Source organism: Neorhizobium sp. T25_27 (genome assembly GCF_002968565.1).
Lineage (GTDB): Bacteria > Pseudomonadota > Alphaproteobacteria > Rhizobiales > Rhizobiaceae > Neorhizobium > Neorhizobium tomejilense.
Genome location: NZ_PVBJ01000018.1, coordinates 24,295 through 43,827, shown reverse-complemented (window position 1 = coordinate 43,827; position 19,533 = coordinate 24,295). Strand labels below are relative to the sequence as shown.

The 19,533-nt window shown below is 55.0% G+C and carries 20 protein-coding genes and 1 tRNA gene; 6 read left to right on the top strand and 15 right to left on the bottom strand.

The features are described from left to right. The first annotated feature begins 90 nt into the window (after positions 1-90). Positions 91-426, top strand: a complete 336-nt coding sequence (locus C5J24_RS30315; protein ID WP_105423375.1) for a hypothetical protein — start codon at positions 91-93, stop codon at positions 424-426. 716 nt (positions 427-1,142) lie between these two features. Then, the gene (locus tag C5J24_RS30310) at positions 1,143-2,048 is read left to right on the top strand and encodes a nucleotidyltransferase and HEPN domain-containing protein (RefSeq protein ID WP_105423373.1); all 906 of its coding nucleotides are present in this window, start codon (positions 1,143-1,145) and stop codon (positions 2,046-2,048) included. 258 nt (positions 2,049-2,306) lie between these two features. On the opposite strand, the gene C5J24_RS30305 is transcribed toward C5J24_RS30310, so the two are convergent. The 13 genes from C5J24_RS30305 to C5J24_RS30245 form a co-directional block, all read right to left on the bottom strand. Beyond that, complete coding sequence (locus C5J24_RS30305) at positions 2,307-2,594, bottom strand: hypothetical protein (protein ID WP_046612726.1); 288 nt, start codon at positions 2,592-2,594, stop codon at positions 2,307-2,309. Continuing rightward, positions 2,591-3,265 (bottom strand): AAA family ATPase, encoded by a 675-nt coding sequence (locus C5J24_RS30300; protein ID WP_046631704.1) that lies wholly within the window; start codon positions 3,263-3,265, stop codon positions 2,591-2,593. Before C5J24_RS30300 ends, C5J24_RS30305 begins: the two co-directional genes overlap by 4 nt. 225 nt (positions 3,266-3,490) lie before the next feature. Further along, a complete protein-coding gene (rfbB, locus tag C5J24_RS30295; protein WP_105423371.1) occupies positions 3,491-4,585 on the bottom strand; it encodes a dTDP-glucose 4,6-dehydratase in 1,095 nt (364 codons plus the stop codon). A gap of 22 nt (positions 4,586-4,607) precedes the next feature. Beyond that, positions 4,608-5,744 (bottom strand): dTDP-4-amino-4,6-dideoxygalactose transaminase, encoded by a 1,137-nt coding sequence (rffA, locus tag C5J24_RS30290; protein ID WP_105423369.1) that lies wholly within the window; start codon positions 5,742-5,744, stop codon positions 4,608-4,610. Beyond that, on the bottom strand, positions 5,741-6,628 hold the full coding sequence (gene rfbA, locus C5J24_RS30285) for a glucose-1-phosphate thymidylyltransferase RfbA (RefSeq protein WP_105423367.1): 888 nt from the start codon (positions 6,626-6,628) through the stop codon (positions 5,741-5,743). The genes rffA and rfbA overlap by 4 nt, the downstream gene beginning before the upstream one ends. A 90-nt stretch (positions 6,629-6,718) precedes the next feature. Further along, positions 6,719-7,585, bottom strand: coding sequence for a trans-aconitate 2-methyltransferase (locus tag C5J24_RS30280; RefSeq protein WP_245446865.1), 867 nt, complete (start codon positions 7,583-7,585; stop codon positions 6,719-6,721). Continuing rightward, the gene (locus tag C5J24_RS32795) at positions 7,582-8,082 is read right to left on the bottom strand and encodes a GtrA family protein (protein ID WP_105423365.1); all 501 of its coding nucleotides are present in this window, start codon (positions 8,080-8,082) and stop codon (positions 7,582-7,584) included. The genes C5J24_RS30280 and C5J24_RS32795 overlap by 4 nt, the downstream gene beginning before the upstream one ends. After that, the gene (locus tag C5J24_RS30270) at positions 8,036-8,707 is read right to left on the bottom strand and encodes a metallophosphoesterase (RefSeq protein ID WP_105423363.1); all 672 of its coding nucleotides are present in this window, start codon (positions 8,705-8,707) and stop codon (positions 8,036-8,038) included. Before C5J24_RS30270 ends, C5J24_RS32795 begins: the two co-directional genes overlap by 47 nt. Beyond that, the gene (locus tag C5J24_RS30265) at positions 8,688-9,662 is read right to left on the bottom strand and encodes an ATP-grasp domain-containing protein (RefSeq protein ID WP_105423361.1); all 975 of its coding nucleotides are present in this window, start codon (positions 9,660-9,662) and stop codon (positions 8,688-8,690) included. Before C5J24_RS30265 ends, C5J24_RS30270 begins: the two co-directional genes overlap by 20 nt. Then, the gene (locus tag C5J24_RS30260; RefSeq protein ID WP_105423359.1) at positions 9,659-10,504 is read right to left on the bottom strand and encodes an NAD(P)-dependent oxidoreductase; all 846 of its coding nucleotides are present in this window, start codon (positions 10,502-10,504) and stop codon (positions 9,659-9,661) included. The genes C5J24_RS30265 and C5J24_RS30260 overlap by 4 nt, the downstream gene beginning before the upstream one ends. Further along, positions 10,501-11,220, bottom strand: coding sequence for a class I SAM-dependent methyltransferase (locus tag C5J24_RS30255; RefSeq protein ID WP_105423357.1), 720 nt, complete (start codon positions 11,218-11,220; stop codon positions 10,501-10,503). The genes C5J24_RS30260 and C5J24_RS30255 overlap by 4 nt, the downstream gene beginning before the upstream one ends. Continuing rightward, positions 11,207-12,166: a glycosyltransferase family 2 protein gene (locus tag C5J24_RS30250; RefSeq protein WP_105423355.1), complete on the bottom strand. Its 960-nt coding sequence runs from the start codon at positions 12,164-12,166 to the stop codon at positions 11,207-11,209. The genes C5J24_RS30255 and C5J24_RS30250 overlap by 14 nt, the downstream gene beginning before the upstream one ends. Further along, positions 12,151-12,837 (bottom strand): WbqC family protein, encoded by a 687-nt coding sequence (locus C5J24_RS30245; RefSeq protein WP_105423353.1) that lies wholly within the window; start codon positions 12,835-12,837, stop codon positions 12,151-12,153. The genes C5J24_RS30250 and C5J24_RS30245 overlap by 16 nt, the downstream gene beginning before the upstream one ends. Positions 12,838-13,303: 466 nt before the next feature. On the opposite strand from C5J24_RS30245, the gene C5J24_RS30240 reads away from it, so the two are divergent. Next, positions 13,304-14,923, top strand: a complete 1,620-nt coding sequence (locus tag C5J24_RS30240) for a hypothetical protein (RefSeq protein WP_245446863.1) — start codon at positions 13,304-13,306, stop codon at positions 14,921-14,923. Positions 14,924-15,549: 626 nt separating this feature from the next. On the opposite strand, the gene C5J24_RS30235 is transcribed toward C5J24_RS30240, so the two are convergent. Together C5J24_RS30235 and C5J24_RS30230 are read right to left on the bottom strand one after the other, a co-directional pair. Continuing rightward, positions 15,550-16,493, bottom strand: a protein-coding gene (locus C5J24_RS30235; protein ID WP_205836991.1) for an IS630 family transposase whose coding sequence is annotated in 2 segments (ribosomal slippage) — positions 15,550-16,157 and positions 16,157-16,493 — 945 coding nt in all. Because the reading frame shifts where the segments join, the coding sequence is not laid out codon by codon here. A 109-nt stretch (positions 16,494-16,602) separates the two neighbouring features. Beyond that, positions 16,603-16,677, bottom strand: a tRNA-Thr gene (locus C5J24_RS30230). A gap of 152 nt (positions 16,678-16,829) precedes the next feature. On the opposite strand from C5J24_RS30230, the gene C5J24_RS30225 reads away from it, so the two are divergent. The 3 genes from C5J24_RS30225 (at position 16,830) to C5J24_RS30215 (ending at position 19,460) form a co-directional block, all read left to right on the top strand. Next, positions 16,830-17,060: a hypothetical protein gene (locus tag C5J24_RS30225; RefSeq protein ID WP_105423351.1), complete on the top strand. Its 231-nt coding sequence runs from the start codon at positions 16,830-16,832 to the stop codon at positions 17,058-17,060. 124 nt (positions 17,061-17,184) lie between these two features. Then, positions 17,185-18,477 (top strand): UDP-N-acetylglucosamine 1-carboxyvinyltransferase, encoded by a 1,293-nt coding sequence (murA, locus tag C5J24_RS30220; RefSeq protein ID WP_105423349.1) that lies wholly within the window; start codon positions 17,185-17,187, stop codon positions 18,475-18,477. Positions 18,478-18,617: 140 nt separating this feature from the next. Continuing rightward, positions 18,618-19,460: an oxidoreductase gene (locus C5J24_RS30215; RefSeq protein WP_105423347.1), complete on the top strand. Its 843-nt coding sequence runs from the start codon at positions 18,618-18,620 to the stop codon at positions 19,458-19,460. Positions 19,461-19,533 lie beyond the last annotated feature (73 nt).

Below are 19,533 nucleotides of genomic sequence, written 5' to 3'. Positions count from 1 at the left end.
GGGCTGGAGGAAGGGGCCGGGGCCGGCACCCAATACCGCTCCAGGAATTATGGCGTTGTTGAGCAGGAGTGAGTTTTCGAAGGTGAGAATATGCGTATCATCGACGATTGGCTGGAGGACTGGATTTCGGAGCGAACCAACGTCTTGGCAGATGATGTGGTTTCCCTCTCGGGCCGCCTACGACAGTCAGCGCTCGACGAGGGTTACTCGCTGAAGACGCTCGACCACGCCAGCAACGGCGATTTGAACCGGTTCGTTCGACAAGCCGTCGTTCATCATCTGATTGCGCAGTCCGCTATCGCGCCACTCACACCACCCTCGCTGGTGATAGGAGCTTTCCAGACGGCTCCGTCTAGCGCAAGGAGTTGCAGCAGTGCGGGCAAGCCGTTTAGCCGGCCCGTGGAGTTCGCCCGGTACGCCGAGTAGCACGGCGTCGCGCAGGGTCGCTCGCAACTCGGTGCGCCCGCTCAGCCGGGGCGGCGCCTGCGGCGCGTTTCCAGCTCCTGGCGCAACCGTCAGCGTTCAGTGCGAGCGGGTTCGAAGGGCATGAGCGTTGAGGGATTTTGACTCTGGCGAAGGCGGCGTCCGCTTCGTCGAAACCGCGGCAGCGCAAAACCGGAGCCAGCAGCCAGGGTCACCAGATCGAAGTCTTCTGGAGCGTTTACGGAATCAAGCGATGCGCGCCTACGGTCGGCCGCGCGGTTTTACACCTAGATTATTGACAAAAGCGCACACCATGTCGTCGCGAGAAGAGGGCTGATGACCTTGGCCCTGTTGATCACCGGGACGTATAAAAGATATCTGCGTACTGTCCAATCGAAGCAGTGGGGATACCGGTCGGCATCTCGTATGGTGAGTCCCTCCTCAAGTTTCGCTTCAAGCTGGAATCACGCAGCAGCTCGGCCGGTGCCTCGATCAACGATCCGAACGGCGGCTTGCCACGACCTGATCAATTCCCACGAAGTCATGCCGCTTGCGCACGACCGGGCGATACGTTGAAACCAGAAGAGCGGACAGCACGGGCCGGTCCTGCGATCTTGCTGATCCTGCTTCCCCGCGCCCTGCGGTGTGTGTAGAAACAAGCGACGCAACCAGTCGTATTGCACGAGTCGCCCCAGTCCTTCCTGAGGTCATCGCCGTTCATGATGAAGTCATCCCTCGATCATATGCCACCGCGCAAACAGCGAGAGCTCGGCAGGGCTCTGGAAATCCTGCACGAGGAGTTCGAGGATGCGCTGAAACAGGGGACGGCGGACTTCAAGAAGCGCGGCCGGATCCTGAAGATCATCCTGTTCGGCTCCTATGCCAAGGGTGGATGGGTCAACGAGCCGTTCACCATGAAAGGCTATCGCTCCGACTTCGATTTGCTGATCATCGTCAACGACCGCAGGCTCTGCGAATTCGCCGACTACTGGTACAAGGCCGCCGACCGGCTGATCCGCGACACGTCGATCGAAACGCCGGTGAGCTTCATCGTCCATTCCAGGCGCGAGGTGAACACCTACCTGAAAGAGGGGCAGTACTTCTTCTCCGACATCCGCAAGGAAGGCATCGTCCTTTATGAGCTGGATGACGAGCCGCTGGCGGAGCCGCAACCGCTGTCGCCAGTGGATCGGCTGAAGGTAGCTCTCGACCATTTTGAGCAGAGATTCACGGCAGCTACACGTTTCCTAGACATGGCTTATTTGGCGATTGAGCGTAGGTATAACGAACATGCCGCTTTCGAGTTACACCAGTCGCTCGAGCAGGCCTATTCCTGCGTTCTGCTGACGCTGACGAACTATGGCCCGCCTTCCCACAACATCAAGTTCCTGCGCTCGCTTGCCGAGGAACAGGATCGGCGACTGGCCGAGGCGTTCCCGCGCGATCAGCACCGCGAGCGCGCCTGGTTCAACACGCTGAACGAAGCCTATGTGAAGGCGCGCTACTCGAAGCATTACGAAATCAGCGAAGAGGCCCTCTCATGGCTGGGAGAGCGGGCCGCCGTATTGCTGGAACGGGTGGACCATGTCTGCAGGGAACACCTTGAAAGACTGCAAGGGGCGTAAGCCGAACTGAAACTGGGGCGACCCGCTTCGATCGAGCTGGCCAAACGAGTTCAATTTCGACGCTTCCTCATCTGGCCCGCCAATGGGATCCAATGACAAGCTTCGCGATAGGCGCGAAGATTGCGCTCCTGGAGAACCAGCGCCTATCGTTTTTTCTATCAATCAGGTCGTGGATCTCTATCCGCCAACGACCGTGGCCGGGTTCGGAGGATCGTTTCCAACGCAACGCGTTCATGTGCGTTAACGCTGATGCGTCAATTACACCCCTGCCCTGTCCATCAGTTCCTTCAGCCCCTCGGGATACGACATCCGGTTCCGCTCGCAAAATTGCAGAAAACGATTGAACGTGGTGATCGACGGGCGGATATTGAGGTTGGCCGACGGCTCTGCCGGCTTCCGGCGGCTCAACTTCTGGACCGGTTCGCGGGCGATGAACCCGTGGCGCTCGCCGATTTCATCGATCTTCCGATCTGAGATTCCAGGTTCAGATTCAGTGTCCGGTTTTATATCGGCAAGCTTGCCAAAGCCAAGGTTCTTACCGGTCATGCTGCTGCCCTCACGCTGGCGACGAGATCGACGAGTTCCTCAGCGAGCCGCAGGGCATTGTCCCTAGCCGCCGGCAGCCCGTTCACCTCGGATGGATCGAGCTCGACCAGGTCGAGCTGGTGGAAGAAGAGCGCCTTGTACGCCGACCGTTCGTACAGATGATTGCGGAACGTAGGCACATCTCCCGCCGCGAGCTGGCTGGTAATCTGCTTTTCGAGTTTGGTGGCGATCGCCGGCGACGTCCTCGTGAACAGGATCCGGTAGGGGATCGTCTTCTCGAAAGCCTGCTCCTCCTCTTGAATGAGATGGATGGCTCGCGCTGCCAGCTCGGCGTCGGTCGGGCTGGCCTGAATGGGAATGACGACTAGCTGTGCCCTGGCGAGCGCCCGCGACATTAGCCGGCTGGCTGTGCCCTCGAGATCAACGAACACGAACTGGTATTTCTTGCGATACTCGTCGAGCTTGGCGGTGATGCTGCTTTCGTTGACCCCACCGTCGACGATGACAGGATTCTTTGAGGCTCCCCGCCTCCAGCCCTCGATCGGCCTGTTCGGGTCGCAGTCCAGGATAACGACGCTAGCGCCCTGCTGGGCCAGTGTGGTTGCGAGCACGAGTGTCGTCGTCGACTTGCCGGCCCCACCTTTGGGGTTCGCAACGGTAATGACAGGCATAGGAGTCTCCTTTGACGCTGCATGCGTTAGGATGCTTGCCGACGCACCACGATGCTACTGCGTTAACGCTGACGCATCAAGTGCGTTCTTCTGCATTAACGTTGATGCGTCAATTCTGACTGCTCGAAATTTCTTCGGATAGCCTGCCAAATTTGATGAGCTTCGCCAGCTCAGCTCCTGGGAGCCGCCCCACCTAGCTCGAAGTCAGCCCGATAGCATCGGCTATCAAACCTGCCTGACCTGCCCCAGTCGTTCACGTTGATAGCTGCCGTCCTGTACGTGACGGCACCAGTCCAAGTTATCCAGATACCACCGAACAGTCTTCTGAATGCCCGTCTCGAAAGTCTCGGTAGGTTGCCAACCCAACTCTTGTTTGATCTTGCCCGCGTCGATGGCATATCGGCGATCGTGTCCAGGCCGGTCCTGCACGTGGGTGATGAGCGACCTGTATTCTTTGACAGGATGGCCGACACCGGGAGGAGCCAGCTGTTGCAGGACATCGCAGATAATACTGACAACCTCCAGATTCTGTTTTTCATTGTGGCCACCAATATTGTAGGTCGACCCAACTTGGCCTTCGCTGACGACCTTGTGAAGCGCACGCGCGTGGTCCTCGACGTAAAGCCAGTCACGTATCTGATCGCCAGATCCATAGACCGGCAGCGGCTTCCCCTCCAAGGCGTTTAGGATCACCAAGGGGATCAACTTCTCCGGGAAGTGGTAGGGGCCATAATTGTTGGAGCAGTTGGTCACCAGTACCGGCAGGCCATATGTTCGCATCCAGGCGCGAACCAGATGATCGGAACTGGCCTTGCTCGCCGAGTATGGGCTGCTGGGGGCATAGCCGGTGTTTTCGGTAAAGAGGTGGTGATGGGCATCACAGGTATCGGCCGGATGAGGCAGGTCGCCGTAAACTTCGTCGGTAGAGATGTGATGGAATCGGAAGGCCTGGCGATGCTCTGCGTCCAGTCCCTGCCAATAAGCTCGACTTACCTCGAGCAGGGTGTAGGTGCCAAGAATGTTGGTCTCGATAAAGGCCGCGGGACCGTCGATGGATCGATCAACATGGCTCTCTGCCGCAAGATGCATGACAGCGTCGGGCCGGTGCTGAGCAAATATCCGTTCCAGCTCGCCACGATTGCAGATATCGACCCGTGAGAACGTGTAGCGGTCAGAGGTCTCAACCTCGCGCAGATTTTCGAGGTTTCCGGCATAGGTCAGCTTGTCGACGTTGACGATGGAGTCGCCGGTATTCTGGATGATGTGACGGATAACTGCCGACCCGATAAAACCGGCCCCGCCCGTTACCAGAATTTTCATTCCCGTCGATGCAATTGATGGGTCAGCCGATGGCATCTTTCAAAACCCTGACAACGTGTTCCTGCTGCTCAGCAGTCAGATCAACCCACAAGGGCAGACGCACCAGCCTTTCCGACTGGATGTTGGTCACCTGCAAGTCGCCCTGCGCGCGGCCATACCGTTTTCCGGCGGGCGAAGAGTGCAGGGGCACATAGTGGAAGACCGAGAAGATATCGCTCCTCTTCAGCTCGCTAAGTACCTTCTGACGATCGATCTCCGGTGCCAGCAAAACGTAATACATGTGGGCATTGTGCTGGCATTCGTCCGGGACGATGGGCCTGCGAAGCAATCCTTTGGCCTCGAGCGGCTCAAGAAGCGCGTGATAATGTTGCCAGATGCCCAAGCGATGATTGGTGATGCGCTCGGCTTCTTCAAGCTGAGCAAATAGGAAAGCCGCGATCAACTCGCCCGGCAAGAACGAAGAACCCACCTCCTGCCAAGTGTATTTATCGACCTCTCCCCGGAAAAACCGACCACGGTCCGTGCCTTTCTCGCGGATGATTTCGGCGCGTAGCGCCAGGGCTGGGTCGTTTACCAGCAGGGCTCCGCCTTCCCCTGAAATTACATTCTTGGTTTCGTGAAAGCTGTAGGCCCCGAGATCGCCAATGCTGCCCAGTGCTCGGCCTTTATAGGCTGCCATCACGCCCTGCGCCGCATCTTCCACGACCTTGAGGCCATGGCGTTTGGCAATGCTCATGATGGTGTCCATCTCGCAGGCGACACCCGCATAATGAACCGGGGCGATGGCGCGAGTGCGCGAGGTGATAGCCGACTCGATCAGGCGTTCGTCCAGGTTCAAAGTGTCTTCCCGGATATCGACGAATACCGGAACACCGCCGCGCAGCACGAACGCGTTGGCGGTCGAAACGAACGTGTACGAAGGCATGATGATCTCGTCACCAGGCTCGATGTCGAGAAGCAAAGCCGCCATCTCCAGCGCGGCGGTGCATGAGTGCGTCAGCAGGGGTTTGACGCATCCGCTTTTGTTTTTCAGCCACTCGTGGCAACGCTTCGTGAAAGGACCGTCACCAGCGAGCATGTTGCCGAACTTCGCTTCCGCAATATAATATAGCTCCTTACCGGTCATGAACGGCCGGTTGAACTCGATTCTTTCGCTCACTGCATATCCTCTTGAAGCCTGTGCCACTCGTCGGCGACGCCGCGCAGATAGTCGCTGTACTCGCATGCCGGCATGCGCTCGATCAAGGTTTCAAACTGCGTAATGCTGAGGAACCCTCTCACCAGCGCCGCCTCTTCCGGACAGCCGATTTTTACGCCTTGCCGTCGCTCGATTGCTTCGATGTAGGAGGAAGCCTCGTGCAGCGCGGTACTGGTTCCGGCGTCAAGCCAGGCAAAACCGCGGCTCAAGCGCCGCACCTGCAGCTTGCCGAGCCTCAGGTATTCCAGATTGATGTCCGTTATTTCCAGCTCGCCGCGGATGGATGGTTTTACCGCCTTCGCAATGTCCAGCACGCTGTTATCGTAGACATACACACCAGGGACGGCGTAGCTGCTTTTGGGATGCTGGGGCTTCTCTTCAATTGAGATCGCCTTTCCGTACCGGTCGAACTCCACCACGCCGTAGCGCTCGGGATCCTTGACATGGTAAGCGAAGATTGTTGCACCACCCGTAAAGCTGGAGACTGCCCGGGGGAAGTCGTCCCCACCGGAAAAGATATTGTCCCCCAGCATCAGGATCACATCATCGGAACCCACAAAATTCGCCGCAATCAAAAATGCCTGTGCAATCCCTTCGGGTCTCGGCTGCTCGCGATACTGGATTGCCACTCCCCACTGGCTGCCATCCCCAAGCAAATTCTGATACCGAGGCAAGTCATGCGGTGTCGCAATGAGGCAGAATTCTCTGACCCCTGACGCAATCAGAACGGTCAGAGGGTAATAGATCATAGGCTTGTCGAAAACAGCCTGGAGCTGCTTACTGGAGACTTGCGTCAGAGGATACAGGCGCGACCCCGCGCCGCCAGCAAGAACAATCGCTTTCATTCATGTCTCCCCACTCCGATAGCGTCGCCGCGATCGGTGTCCGTTAGATGGATGCCTTCCACTCGACAAATGGAAGGGACAACATCAGTCTCACGTCTTTCTGGCGACGAGCAGTCGCGAACCACCCAAAGGGAAATCCAAACCAGTTCGGATGAGAGCGCTTTCCGCACGCAATATCCATCTGAAAGCACTATTGAGTAGGCTTGGAAGTTGCATCTCGCTTCGAACGTCGATTTCGTCAACCGATTTATTTCGGCTTAGCAAACGCGAAGCGAGCATCGCCGGTAGCAGCAGCGAAACGAATGAGGTGTCGCGAAGGACTGTGAAGCCCGCAGCAGTAACCTTCCTGCTCAATTCGCTGGCCGTGTACCGACGGCAATGGTGAGCGTAGTCGTCAAGGGGACTCCACAGCCATGGATGTTGCGGAACAGTCACCAGCAGCGTCCCTTTGGGCTTCAGCGCGGCGTGCATTTCCTGCAGGACGGTTTCATCTTCCTCGATGTGCTCAAGAACATCAAATGCGCCGATGGCATCAAATTCCTCCGCGAATGGGATTGCCCGCGCATCCATTTGCATCAGCCGTGCATTAGGCAATCTCTGAGAAGCAAATCGCAGACCCTCGATAAATATCTCGCTTCCGAAAATCTCAGCTTCAGGATATTTCTCGGTGACGCCGGAAAGTACAAAACCCGTTCCACAGCCAATTTCGAGTAAGGATCGGAAATCGGGGTGGTACTTGCTCAAAGCCCATTGGATGAGATCGTTGCGGGACTGGAACCAGAAGTTTGCTCCCTCTAATTCAGCTAGCTGCTTAAAATAAGATGCTTCGAAACCACCTCCCCCTTGAGCATATTCGGGTGCGAAAGCTTCAAAACCTTCGATATTTTCGGCAGTCCAGCCACACCGATTGCAAGCAGATTCGGCCAAAGGGCTGGCGCATTTCAAACAAATCATCATCGCTGCTGAACCCCTGCGCCATCGCGGTGACGAAATACAAAAAATCGGAGTGAGACGAAAAGGAAAACTGCGACGACGACTATCGATAGAGCTTGCACAAACAAATGACTCCAGCCGATCCGATCCACGAGGAACCACAAGATGCTATAATTCATTATATATCCCGATAGGTAGACAAGTACGTAACCGCCAAAAGTAGCCCCCCACTTGCCTTTGTGTCCGAATACCCATCTTCTACTCAGAATAAAATTTAGTCCGACGCCAACGACATAGATGAGCGTCATTGCAGTTTTGGGTTCGATCCTCAATTGCGTCGCACAAAAATACAGAAAATATCCCAGTGAGTTCATCAATATGCCAACGAGCGCATAACGTATAAATGGCGTATAAAGACGCTTTATCTCGACGAGTGTAGTCACCGGAGGATTAGGCCCGAAGTCGGTATGCCGCTCAACCAACCATTCCTCCCAGCCGAGTGCCAATAGCCAAATTTTCATAGAAATACGCCGAGAATCCCGCCGCCTTCATTGCCTCTTGTGTCCGTTGAAAATCATACGGCACCCTATGGATTGAAAAGCGGCTCTCATGGAAAATAGCAAACGACGCGCGGGGATCACCATCTCTTGGCTGCCCCACCGCCCCTGGGTTGCAGTACCTCTTGCCATCTTCCTCCCATAGCATGGGGATGTGAGTATGTCCCGACGAGAAGAGCGTACCCGGGATGTCTTTGAAATAACCTGGAGACGGTTTCATATATTCATCGAGCGGATCTTTCCAGCCTCCGTGAACGAAGCTGATACCCTGGATCATTGCCTCGGATTTGTGCCGACACAACCACTGCAGATTTGCATCGGTAATAGTCGTCCGTTGATAATCCAGGCAACGGTTTGCGCTATCCGAACGAGGGCACCCCTCGCCGCTGGTTAGATACCAGTCATGATTCCCCATGAGCATCTGGGCATGGGAATTTTGCAGTAGCTCACAGCATTCATTTATCTGCGAATAATATCCTGCTACGTCCCCAAGACAAACCAGTGTTTTTACGCCGAGCTTGTCCAACTCGTTCAACACCGCAAGCAAAGCCGGATAATTGCCGTGGATATCAGAAATTATCCCGATCATAAACGATGCTATCCTCTATATATCGCGCAGCGGTGCCGCGCTGGATTTTTGGCTGAGTTATCGGATTTCCATAAAGGAAAAACTCAAGCGCCATTTCAGATTCGTTATATCCGAAAGCAGCCCTTATCGAAGTCGCACTTGACACCCGCGGATTGATTTCAAGCAGCTTCCAATCCGCATTGACGCGCCGAAATTGCAAATTGGTTGGCCCCACAGGCCGAAAATGAGCGAATATAGGCCGAAGAGTTTCCTGCAAAGAAATATCAGTCCGGACGATGGCCTTCGCGGTCGATCCATCCATAGCGAGACGTCTCTGCAAAATTATATGGGCAAGGTACGCGCCTTCACCGTCTCCAAAAACCGCAACCGTATACTCTTCATCGTCTGTACCGATTATCGGCTGGGCGATGAGAGATTCGCCCATCGCTGCGGCCAGACTCTGAAATCCCCCGCGGTCCTTGACTTTCACCAACCCTTTGGATGCATAGCTTCTGCGAGGCTTGACTATAAAGGGCAGACCGAGAGTACTTTCAAGGAAGTCAAAATCACTGCTGCGATAGGTCGGAATATTGATCGCTGGAGATACAGCCTGAAGCTCTTCATACATGAGCCACTTGTCACGGGAAAGATCAATGAGCCTTCTTCTATTCAGGCAAATAGCTACCCCCATCTTCTCGATGAAAGATCGCTTATCCGAGAAAAAATGCGTATCCTGTTCAATCCCCGGCATAATGAGATCGACCCCTGCATCCGTTATGATGCGGCTCAAAACTTCCAGATAGACTGGGTCAGCCGTGAGGGGAACCTGGAAAAATTGATCTGCCCATCGCTGACCAACGGCGTCGGAATGGATGTCGATCCCCACCAATTTCACATCAGGTCGAGCCATTCTCAGTGATCGCAGAATGCCGTAACCGATGATTGCGCCGACCCCAGTCACTAGAACGGTAGTCATCGCGCGCTCCTCGCTATTTTTATTCCTTCAATTCCTTGGTGCAAATCGACGATCTCCATCATGCCGATTTCGTTATAGAAGGACGCGCTGTCTGGCGCTGGAAGGCTGGAGATATCAGCTTTTGTTGTATCGAATACAATCTTTCCTTGCGTTCCAAAGACATCAAAAGCGGTCTTGGCGACCTCACTTAAAGCCCAATCCCGATGAGAGGAAACCGGAAAAGTTCCCACCACCCGTTTCTGCAAAACCCGTTTAACAACGTCAGCCAGATCATCGACGTGCAGATAATTTCTCACGGCATCATTGCCACCGTACAGCACAACGTCCTTCCCCTGCACGGCTTGGCCGATGATATGATAGAACAATGGCTGATGAACGCGGTAATCATCAGTCGGCCCATACACCTGAGTGGGACGCAAAACCGTCAGAGCGAGCCCGAATTTTTGACAATAGAGAGAAACCAGCTCATCTCCGTGCCTTTTAGACAGCGCATAGACGTTAAAAAAGGGATGTCCTGGAGAGTAGTACGCAGAAGAGGATGACAATAGCACCAAGTGGCTGGCACCGACCTTCCGTGAAATACTCGCAACTGTTAAACTGCCGACCGCATTGACAATCTCGGACCGAAAAAAGTCGTCCTCCCCTTCCCCCCCGAAATCCGCAGCACAATGGATCACGACTTCGAACTGCTGCCCGGCGGCAAAATCATCGTCCTGACGCTCTAGATCCAAGAAAAAATCTGCATTCTTTCGACCGGCATAGAAAACCGAGTGCTCCTGTGAGAGTAGCTCACCGATATTCCGGCCAATCATTGAGGAGCTACCCACTATCAGCACTCTCATCTGGCGCTCGCGGCCTCAAATAAAAGGCCAGCCGAGAGTTCTGGATAGTCGACAGCTACTTTGCACATTCCATCGATTATATCCCTGCCGAGTTCCAGCGAGATCATCTGCTTTGTTGTAATAGGCTTGAGAAATATGCCTTCCTTTCGCAGGATGCTATATCCCGCCTCTTCCAATTCGGTAGTCAAAGAGTCGACCGTATAGTACCGCCGATGCCCCAGCACTAAGTCGCCCTCTCCCAAAGCAAGAACGTTGTCGAGAAGCCCAGCCGCAGCGCCAAATCTTCGGTGCAGCGACTCCGCGTTCGGAACAGAGACAAAACATCTTCCACCTGGGACCAACAGTTCGCGGTATTTCCGTAAAATATCGGCCGGTTGGGCCACGTGCTCAAGCACAAATCCCATAATAATGATATCAAATTTTCTTTCAGAAGAGAAATCCTCGAAGAAACCTTCAACTATCTCAGCCTTTGACGAGGGGAATACCTCTCTGAAATTTGAGATAACCGACTCGGAGCCATCAATAACCGTATAACTCTCAAAATATTCAGAAAAATGGTTGCAGCTATAGCCGTGGCCAATGCCAAGCTCCAACACATCATTGCTTGGTTCCGTAAGCGCCATAATCCGCCTCGGGTACCAGTTCAATATAATCTCATTATCGAACTGATAGGCAAAATCGGACTTATAGGCAGGCAGATGGCTATCGAGTGACATGGCTTTCTCCTTCATACGTCTTTTTGACAATAAAAAGCGGCCTTCTCTTCACCTCTTGAAAAACCTTTGCCAAATATAGTCCAACGATTCCGATCGAAAGAATAATAAGGCCGCTAAAGAACCAGACAGAAAGCATAAGTGATGCAAAACCACCAACCACGTGTTCGGGCCAAATCAGCTTCACCCCAATTATGTAGGTTGCGTAGATAATGGACGCGACCCAGGTAAGTACACCCGTAATGAACACCATAAAAAGCGGTGCAATACTGAATGACGAGAAGGATTCCGTAACCTGCAGAAGACGCTTGCCAACACTATAGGTTGAAGCATGCCCTTTAGGACGAGGAGACTTCACAAGGGGAATGCCTTTTTGCTGAAAGCCAGCCCAGGAAAACACACCCGCAAGATACAGGACGCGGTCTTCCACCGTAAGCAGGGCGTTGACATAGTCGCGCGTCATCAACCGGCACGTCATCGGATTATGCGGTATTCTCACGCTCGACATGAAGTTTATAGCCTTCCAGAATATCCCCCCCAAGAGATTGGCGCTTGCTGTCGATACCCGCCGTTCCTGAACACCGTAGACAACATCCAAATTGGAGCGTTGAAGTTCGTCGTGAAAGCGGGAAAGCCACTCGGGCTGCTCTTCCAAGTCGCAATCCATTAGGAGGACCAAATCTCCCGTCGACTTCTCCAAACCCGCGACAATAGCAGCATGGTGCCCAAAATTACGAGAGAGATCAATTATGCGGATTTTCGAGTTTCTCTCTTGCAGAGAAAGCGCGACCTGTAGAGAATCGTCTGGCGAACCGTCATTGACGAATACAATTTCATAGTCATCTGTAAGAGACTTAACGGCGGCCGTACTTCGGCTGACGAATGCTTCCAGATATTGTGCTGATCGATACATAGTACTTACGATAGATAGCTTCAAGAACGCACCCATTTCATCATTCGCCCCGCCTCCGGTCCGCAATGGAACAACAGGTCAAGAATAGTGACACCATGGGTGAATTCGCCCCAGAGTTGCTGGTATTCCGGATACCCGCCGTAATCAAACCAGACTAACTCAATATTGCGCTCCCGGAAGATTCCCTCGTCAATATAGTCTTTTGCTGCAGGACCAGAGATATATTCGGTACCACCAGCTTGGGCACATAGGTCCGCGAGCCGTTCGGTTTTCCCGTCCCCGAGGTTATAGTCCCAAGAATTGGAAATTATGGTTCGAATCGAAAGGTACTCGCAAATGGCCTCTATGAAGGCCCGGTTAATTTGCGAAAGATTGGCGAAGGTGGAACCAAGATATAACGGTTCAAGCCACACGGCAATTTCCTTGAAGTGTGCAGCACGACGATAGTTTTGGACCAATGTCTTCCAATGCACCGGCTGCCATTTGGCATCAGTAGTTACATCACGAATACGCCTGTTTATATTTTGCCCGACCGGGATCGTTAGCCACTGAACTCCCTGCGGAGTTTTGACTTGGTTGCGATTTCGCCAGTCATTCTTAGTGAACTGCATGTCGTCGTAGAGTATGAACTCATCCACCGCGGCGATCATGTCAAAATAGCCCTTCCACGGGATGTAGTTGGACTGGACGATAGCCACCTTCTTCACTTCACTTCTTTTCCTTCGCTCGTATGGCTCAGCAAGCGTTCAAAGCCTCACTCGATGCCGTCGCATTGTAAAGTTCTTGAGGACGGCTGGTATCGTCGTCGCCTGCGCCCTCTGCAGTCTGCCACCTCCCTATCTGCTGCTACCTTTCCGGAAAAGCCCCCCAAGCTCGGCATCGGTTCCGTTGGGGTGCTGCGGAGGCCATCGGGCTCAAACAACACCCAGGCTACAGCCGATGTTCTCAGCTCCGATTGCATAAAGGATTGCCGGCGGACTGACCTAATAATTTATAGTACCCCATAGTTCGCAGTACAACCATTGATGACATGCCCTCTGTCCGGCTACGGCTTGCCGCACAACATTTTGGGCCGTAGAAAACATAAAAATTCATCGACCATGCAGCACAAGCCTAACGTTCTGTGAAACAATGGACGTCTCGCTACATAAGGAACGCCGTCGGGTGCCTGACATGCAAATTTTTCTTAAAAGAGCTGAATTACAATTGTTCTTTGTTTACGCGGTCGCCCACCTTCCCATTTTTCTTTTATCAGAAGCCAGGTATTGGGACGACTGGAGCCTTTCTGGCGCCAGTAAAGATATGCTTTTTTCTGTTTTTACACAGGCAGGATCCCCGCTTGTGGGCTACTATCATCACGCTGTACAGACGGCGGGCTGGTGGATTTACGCTTTTTCTACATTTATTTTAGGATATCTTATCGTTCACATGTTTTATCTTATACTAAAATCGTTCGATTTCTCAAAAATTGATAGATTGTCCCTATCTATTCTGGCGGGGATCCAGCCTCTCTACTATGCCAGAATTGCGGCAATCAACAACCCGGCGTCTTTTTTCCTACTAATCTTTGTCTTCGCCACTTATATTTTTGTCATTTCGGTAAAAGAAAACAACAGACATAAAGAATACTTTTCGTATTTATTGTTTATATTTTCATTTCAATTCAATTCTCTAGTTCCAGCGTTCTTGCTGGTGCTTATCCTAGGAATATACCTCTTTTATAAAGAATCCAAAACTTTAACTGACGAATTTCTAATTGACAGAAGGTCGAAAAGAATCAAATACGTCATCAAAAAGACAGCCTTTATTGTGCTGATCCCGTTCATATATGCTATAATTCAGCATTTCTTTTTCAAAAAAAGCGGTATGTTTGTCGCTGATTACAATATTATCAATATAAAATTCTCTATCATAACTTCAGAAATTAAGGTAATATTCCTCAACTTATTCCCATTTGATGGCATATATCTCGAAAAGAAGCTTCTCTTGCTAATATTCGTAGCGGTCATGTTGGCGATCTATTTGATCACATCCGATCGAGTGTGCGGCAGCCGCGAGACCGAACGTAGTGGAAGAGGACTGATCGGCATCGGTGTCGTGCTGCTGGGACTGGGCGCCTTAGCCTATGTGATGGTCGGGAAGGAACCCTCCTACGAAACTTGGCCCACCACCCGTTTTCAGATACTGCTTCCCTTCGGCGCGGCATTTTCGACGCTGGGTCTATTCAAGGTTATATGTGCCGTTTTTCCGGCGAGGAATCCCGATGAACGTCATCGGATGAAAGTCGCCTCTTTTGGCGGCTTGATCGTGGTGTTCGTTGTAAATTGGTGGTTCGTGTATGGCACATTTTACATCGACCACCTGCGACAAGAGGCTTTTGCTGATACCATCAGGAACACTCCTGCCTTGCAGAGCCGCAATTCCGTGATCCTCGACCGATCGGGCCTGCAAGCGTTCGATACCCCCGCCGGATTGGGCGAATATGCCGGGCTGCATGAATCCGCCACGGGGAAGCGCGATGCATTGATCCTTAACTATGACTCTATGATCGCTTATGGAGGCTGGTCGGGATTTGTGAACAATTTCCGAAAGTTCTTAGGCGCTTGGACGAAAGTCGAAGACGCGGCGTTCGATGTTCCGGGATGCCTCTATATCATTCACCGCGGACGCGCCGGGCGAAATAAATGGTCCTATGCGGCCAAGGCTTTTGTCGTCAAGATAACCTATCCTGAACGCTATGCGGCAAGACGTCTCTTGAGTTTTGACGGCCCCTTTTGCCAATCATCCCGGTGAAACTCGCCACGTGACTGTCTAATTGCAATTGGCACGTCAAGAGCAAGTTTTGTCGAAGCAGCGCCGCCGGCTGCATGATTGTCTTCGCAGACGAGATCAGTCGCAGCAGGATGGAGCTCTCGGGACGAGCCTTCAATGTGGACGACGCATTCAGTTGGCACAGCGATGCAGCCCCATCAACGAAATGGCTCGGCTCACGTCTCGGCACCGAGGCTTCAAATGCCCAGTTTTGAGCGCCATGCAATGCTGTCACTCCTGCGGCCGTATTGAAGATACTCTCCATTTTGAGCATGGTATGATGACGACAGCAAGCTTACGCGCGACGGCCACGGCTGCTGGAATTGGTGAGGTAAAAATGGCGTGATGGCGAACGGTCGAGTCGGGATCGGACAACCCGATCAGTGGGCGCCCCTTGAAAGCGCGTTGGGCTGTCTGGGATCCAATCCGCGAGACTACATCAGGGTCAACGGCATGCATAAGCGGCAGTCAAAGGCCGAACACATGCCTACACCCGATCGATCTGCCGAAACATTAAATGTCCCTTGCCAAGCGTAGGCGGCCCACCACATCAGCAAAACCAAGGCGCTTTTCAGACCCTGATAGCAGCCAACTAGAGCACATCCTGTTCAATCCGGGTCATATCCAGCAGCCCTGAAGTAGTTTGCGCATTCTGCCGGTGTGAAGCGGGGGATCAAGGCGCCGACGGCATCCCATAGAGCATCGACCTTTCGCTCCGCCCGCGCCCGCAACATGGCTTTCGATTTCGAGAATGCGTTTTCGATGGGATTGAAGTCGGGACTATAGGGCGGCAGGAACATGAGCTTGGCGCCGGCCCGCTCGATGGCATCCCGCACACCGGATGTCTTGTGTGCCGGCAAGTTGTCCATGACGACGACATCACCGACCTGAAGAGTCGGGACCAGCACCTGCTCGACGTAGGCCAGGAAGACGTTACCGTTCATGGCGCCATCATAGACAAATGGCGCGGTCATTCCGGTGAGACGCAATGCTCCGGTGAAGGTCGTTGTTTTCCAATGGCCATGTGGCACGCCGGCGCGGCAACGCTCGCCTCGAATTGCACGCCCGCGCAGACGTGCCATCTTCGTCGAAAGGCCGGTTTCGTCTATAAATATTAGCTTCTCGGGATCGAGGTCGAGCTGACCATCAAACCAGACGCGCCGGCGCTTCAGGACATCCGGCCGGTCTTGCTCCAGTGCATGTGCGGACTTTTTTTAAAGGTCCATCCGCGGCCTCGCAACCAGGCACCAAGTGCACTCCGGCTGATCCTCACTTGCCGCTCGACGGACAAGCGCTCGACCATTTCATCGAGCGTTACGTCCTTACGGTCTTCGATTAGCTCAACAACGAATGCCTCGTGTGCGTCCAGCACCGACGGTCGTCGCCAACCTTGCGGCCGGGAGGTCGGCTCGCCGTCTTTCGCTCTTGCGATCCACCGGATGGCCGTCGAAATCCCAACCCCGAACCGGGCTGCGGCTTGCCTTGCTGACATGCCGGCCGCAGACGCCTTTAATACGCGTAGTCGAAGATCATCGCTCAATGCTTGCGCCATCACCCACCTCATCGCTGTGGATGTTGAATCAGCTTCGGCTCGCCGCGTCACCTCACAATCGATTCATCGATCACAGGATCTGCTCTAGTTGAACATTATAACAGGAAAATGGTGCTGCTAGAGAGATTTGAACTCTCGGCCTCTCCCTTACCAAGGGAGTGCTCTACCCCTGAGCTATAGCAGCGTCAGCCGGCGCGAAAGACCCGCGTCGTCGGCAGCGGCCTATTGCCATAGGTTCACCGGCAGCGCAAGCCGCAAATTCCAAGTTCTTTGCCAGCGGGTGGAGAAAACGTCGCTTCTGCTTTCAAGAAGCCCGCTTTTTGGGTATGGAAAGCCATGGCGAATGATGAAGAACGGCACGATCCAGAAGGCGCAGATATCGGCCAAGGCCGCGGCGACCGGGCTCGCAAGGCGGCTGTAGCGCGCGAGGCGCAGCGCAAGGCAAAGGCTGCGGCCAAGCTTCGGGAGAATCTGATGCGCCGCAAGACCCAGGCGCGGGCGCGCCGGGCGGGCGAGGAGGATTCGACGGAAGGGCTGCCTGCCGCAAAAACGGACGAATCATCATAGCTTATGCGCCGAGACGGGTCAGCGGGCAGGCTATTCGGGCAGGCCATTTCAGCAATCATTGAAGCAGCGGCGGATTTCGTTTAAGGACGCCACCTTTCGCGCTCAGAAGGAAGAGTTACAACTTATGGATCGCATCAGAATTGTGGGCGGCAACGAACTCAAGGGCACCATTCCGATCTCGGGAGCGAAAAACGCCGCTCTGCCGCTAATGATCGCCTCCCTTCTGACCAGCGATACGCTGACGCTCGAAAATGTGCCGCATCTGGCCGACGTGGAGCAGCTCCTGCGCATCCTCGGCAATCACGGCGTCGATGTCGCCGTCAACGGCCGCCGCGAGCGTCAGGAAGAGAGTTATTCCCGCACCATCAACTTCACCTGCCGCACCATCGTCGATACGACCGCTCCCTACGAGCTGGTCTCGAAGATGCGGGCGAGCTTCTGGGTCATCGGGCCGCTGCTCGCGCGCGAAGGCCAGGCGCGCGTTTCGCTGCCGGGCGGCTGCGCCATCGGCACGCGTCCGGTGGATCTCTTCCTCGAAGGCCTGCAGGCGCTCGGCGCCACCCTGGAGGTCGACGGCGGTTATGTGAACGCCACGGCGCCGAAGGGTGGCCTGATCGGCGCCCGCTACGTCTTCCCGAAAGTGTCGGTCGGCGCGACGCACGTTATGATGATGGCGGCGACGCTTGCCCGCGGCACGACGGTGATCGAAAACGCCGCACGTGAGCCGGAGGTCGTCGATCTCGCAAAATGCCTGACCGCCATGGGCGCCAAGATTTCCGGCGCCGGCACCCAGACGATCACCATCGAGGGCGTCACCTCACTCTCGGGCGCCCGCCACCGGGTCCTGCCGGATCGCATCGAGACAGGTACCTATGCCATGGCGGTTGCGATGGCCGGCGGCGATGTCGTGCTCGAGGGCACCGAAGCATCGCTGCTCGACAACGCTCTCGACACGCTGCGCCTGGCCGGCGCCCACATCACCGAGACGGAAAGCGGGCTGCGCGTCGTGCGCAACGGCAACGGCATCCAGCCGGTCGATATCACCACCGAGCCTTTCCCGGGCTTCCCGACCGACCTGCAGGCGCAGTTCATGGCGCTGATGACCCGGTCTTCCGGCATCTCGAACATTACCGAGACCATTTTCGAGAACCGCTTCATGCACGTGCAGGAGCTCGCCCGCCTGGGTGCCAGGATCTCGCTCTCCGGGCAGAAGGCCCGGGTCGAAGGCGTGACGCGGCTGAAGGGCGCCCCGGTCATGGCGACCGACCTGCGCGCCTCCGTGTCGCTGGTCATCGCCGGCCTTGCCGCCGAAGGCGAGACCATGGTCAGCCGTGTCTATCACCTCGACCGCGGTTTCGAGCGCTTGGAAGAAAAGCTCACACGCTGCGGCGCGGTGGTCGAACGCGTCAGCGACTGATCGACCCGCAAGGCGGATATTTTGCAAAGGACGGTTGGGGCTTTGCCCTTGCCGTCCTTTTTTGCGTTTCTATCTTTTTTGGACGTCCATCTCTTTCCCGCCTCATATTGTTTGATCCGGCACCCTACGGAGATTTTCCCATGACCGATGCACACTCCCCCGTCTGGTTCATTACCGGCTGCTCCACCGGCTTTGGCCGCGAACTCGCCAAGCTGACGATCGAGCGCGGTTGGCCGACCGTCGTCACGGCCCGCGGCAAGGATCGGGTCGCCGATCTGGCCGATGGCAAGGATCATGTCCTGGCGCTCGATCTCGACGTGACGGACATGAAGCAGATTGCCGATGCAGTTTCGGCCGCCGAAGAGAAGTTCGGCCGCATCGACGTGCTGGTCAACAATGCCGGCTACGGTTATCAGGCGTCGATCGAGGAAGGTGAGGAGGACGAGATCCGCGCCATGTTCGACGCCAACGTCTTCGGCCTGTTCGCCATGACCCGCGCCGTGCTGCCGGGCATGCGTGCGCAGCGCAAGGGCCACATCCTCAACATCACCTCGATGGCCGGTTTCATGGGCCTTGCGAGCTCCGGCTATTATGCGGCGAGCAAGCATGCAGTCGAAGGTTTTTCCGATGCGCTCGCCCATGAAGGCGCGCCGCTCGGCATCAAGGTCACCTGCGTCGAGCCCGGGCCGTTCCGCACCGACTGGGCCGGCCGATCCCTGAAGCAGACGCCGAGCACGATTACCGACTACGCCGAGACAGCCGCCGCCCGCATGGGCGCGACAGCCGGCTATAGCGGCCGCCAGCCGGGCGATCCGGTGCGGGCCGGCGAGGCGATGATCGCCGCGACCGAGGCGGATCAGGCGCCTCGCCACCTGGTACTGGGGGCCATCTGCTATAATGCCGTCACCCAGAAGCTGAAGGAGCGCCTGGCCCAGATCGAACTCTGGGAGGAAGTCAGCCTTTCCGCCGATTTTCCCAGCTGAATGTCGGAGGCGGTGGGGTTTGCCGGCGGCCACTCGTGATCCCTATCGCTTGGTGCTGGCGAGATGGAAAGCA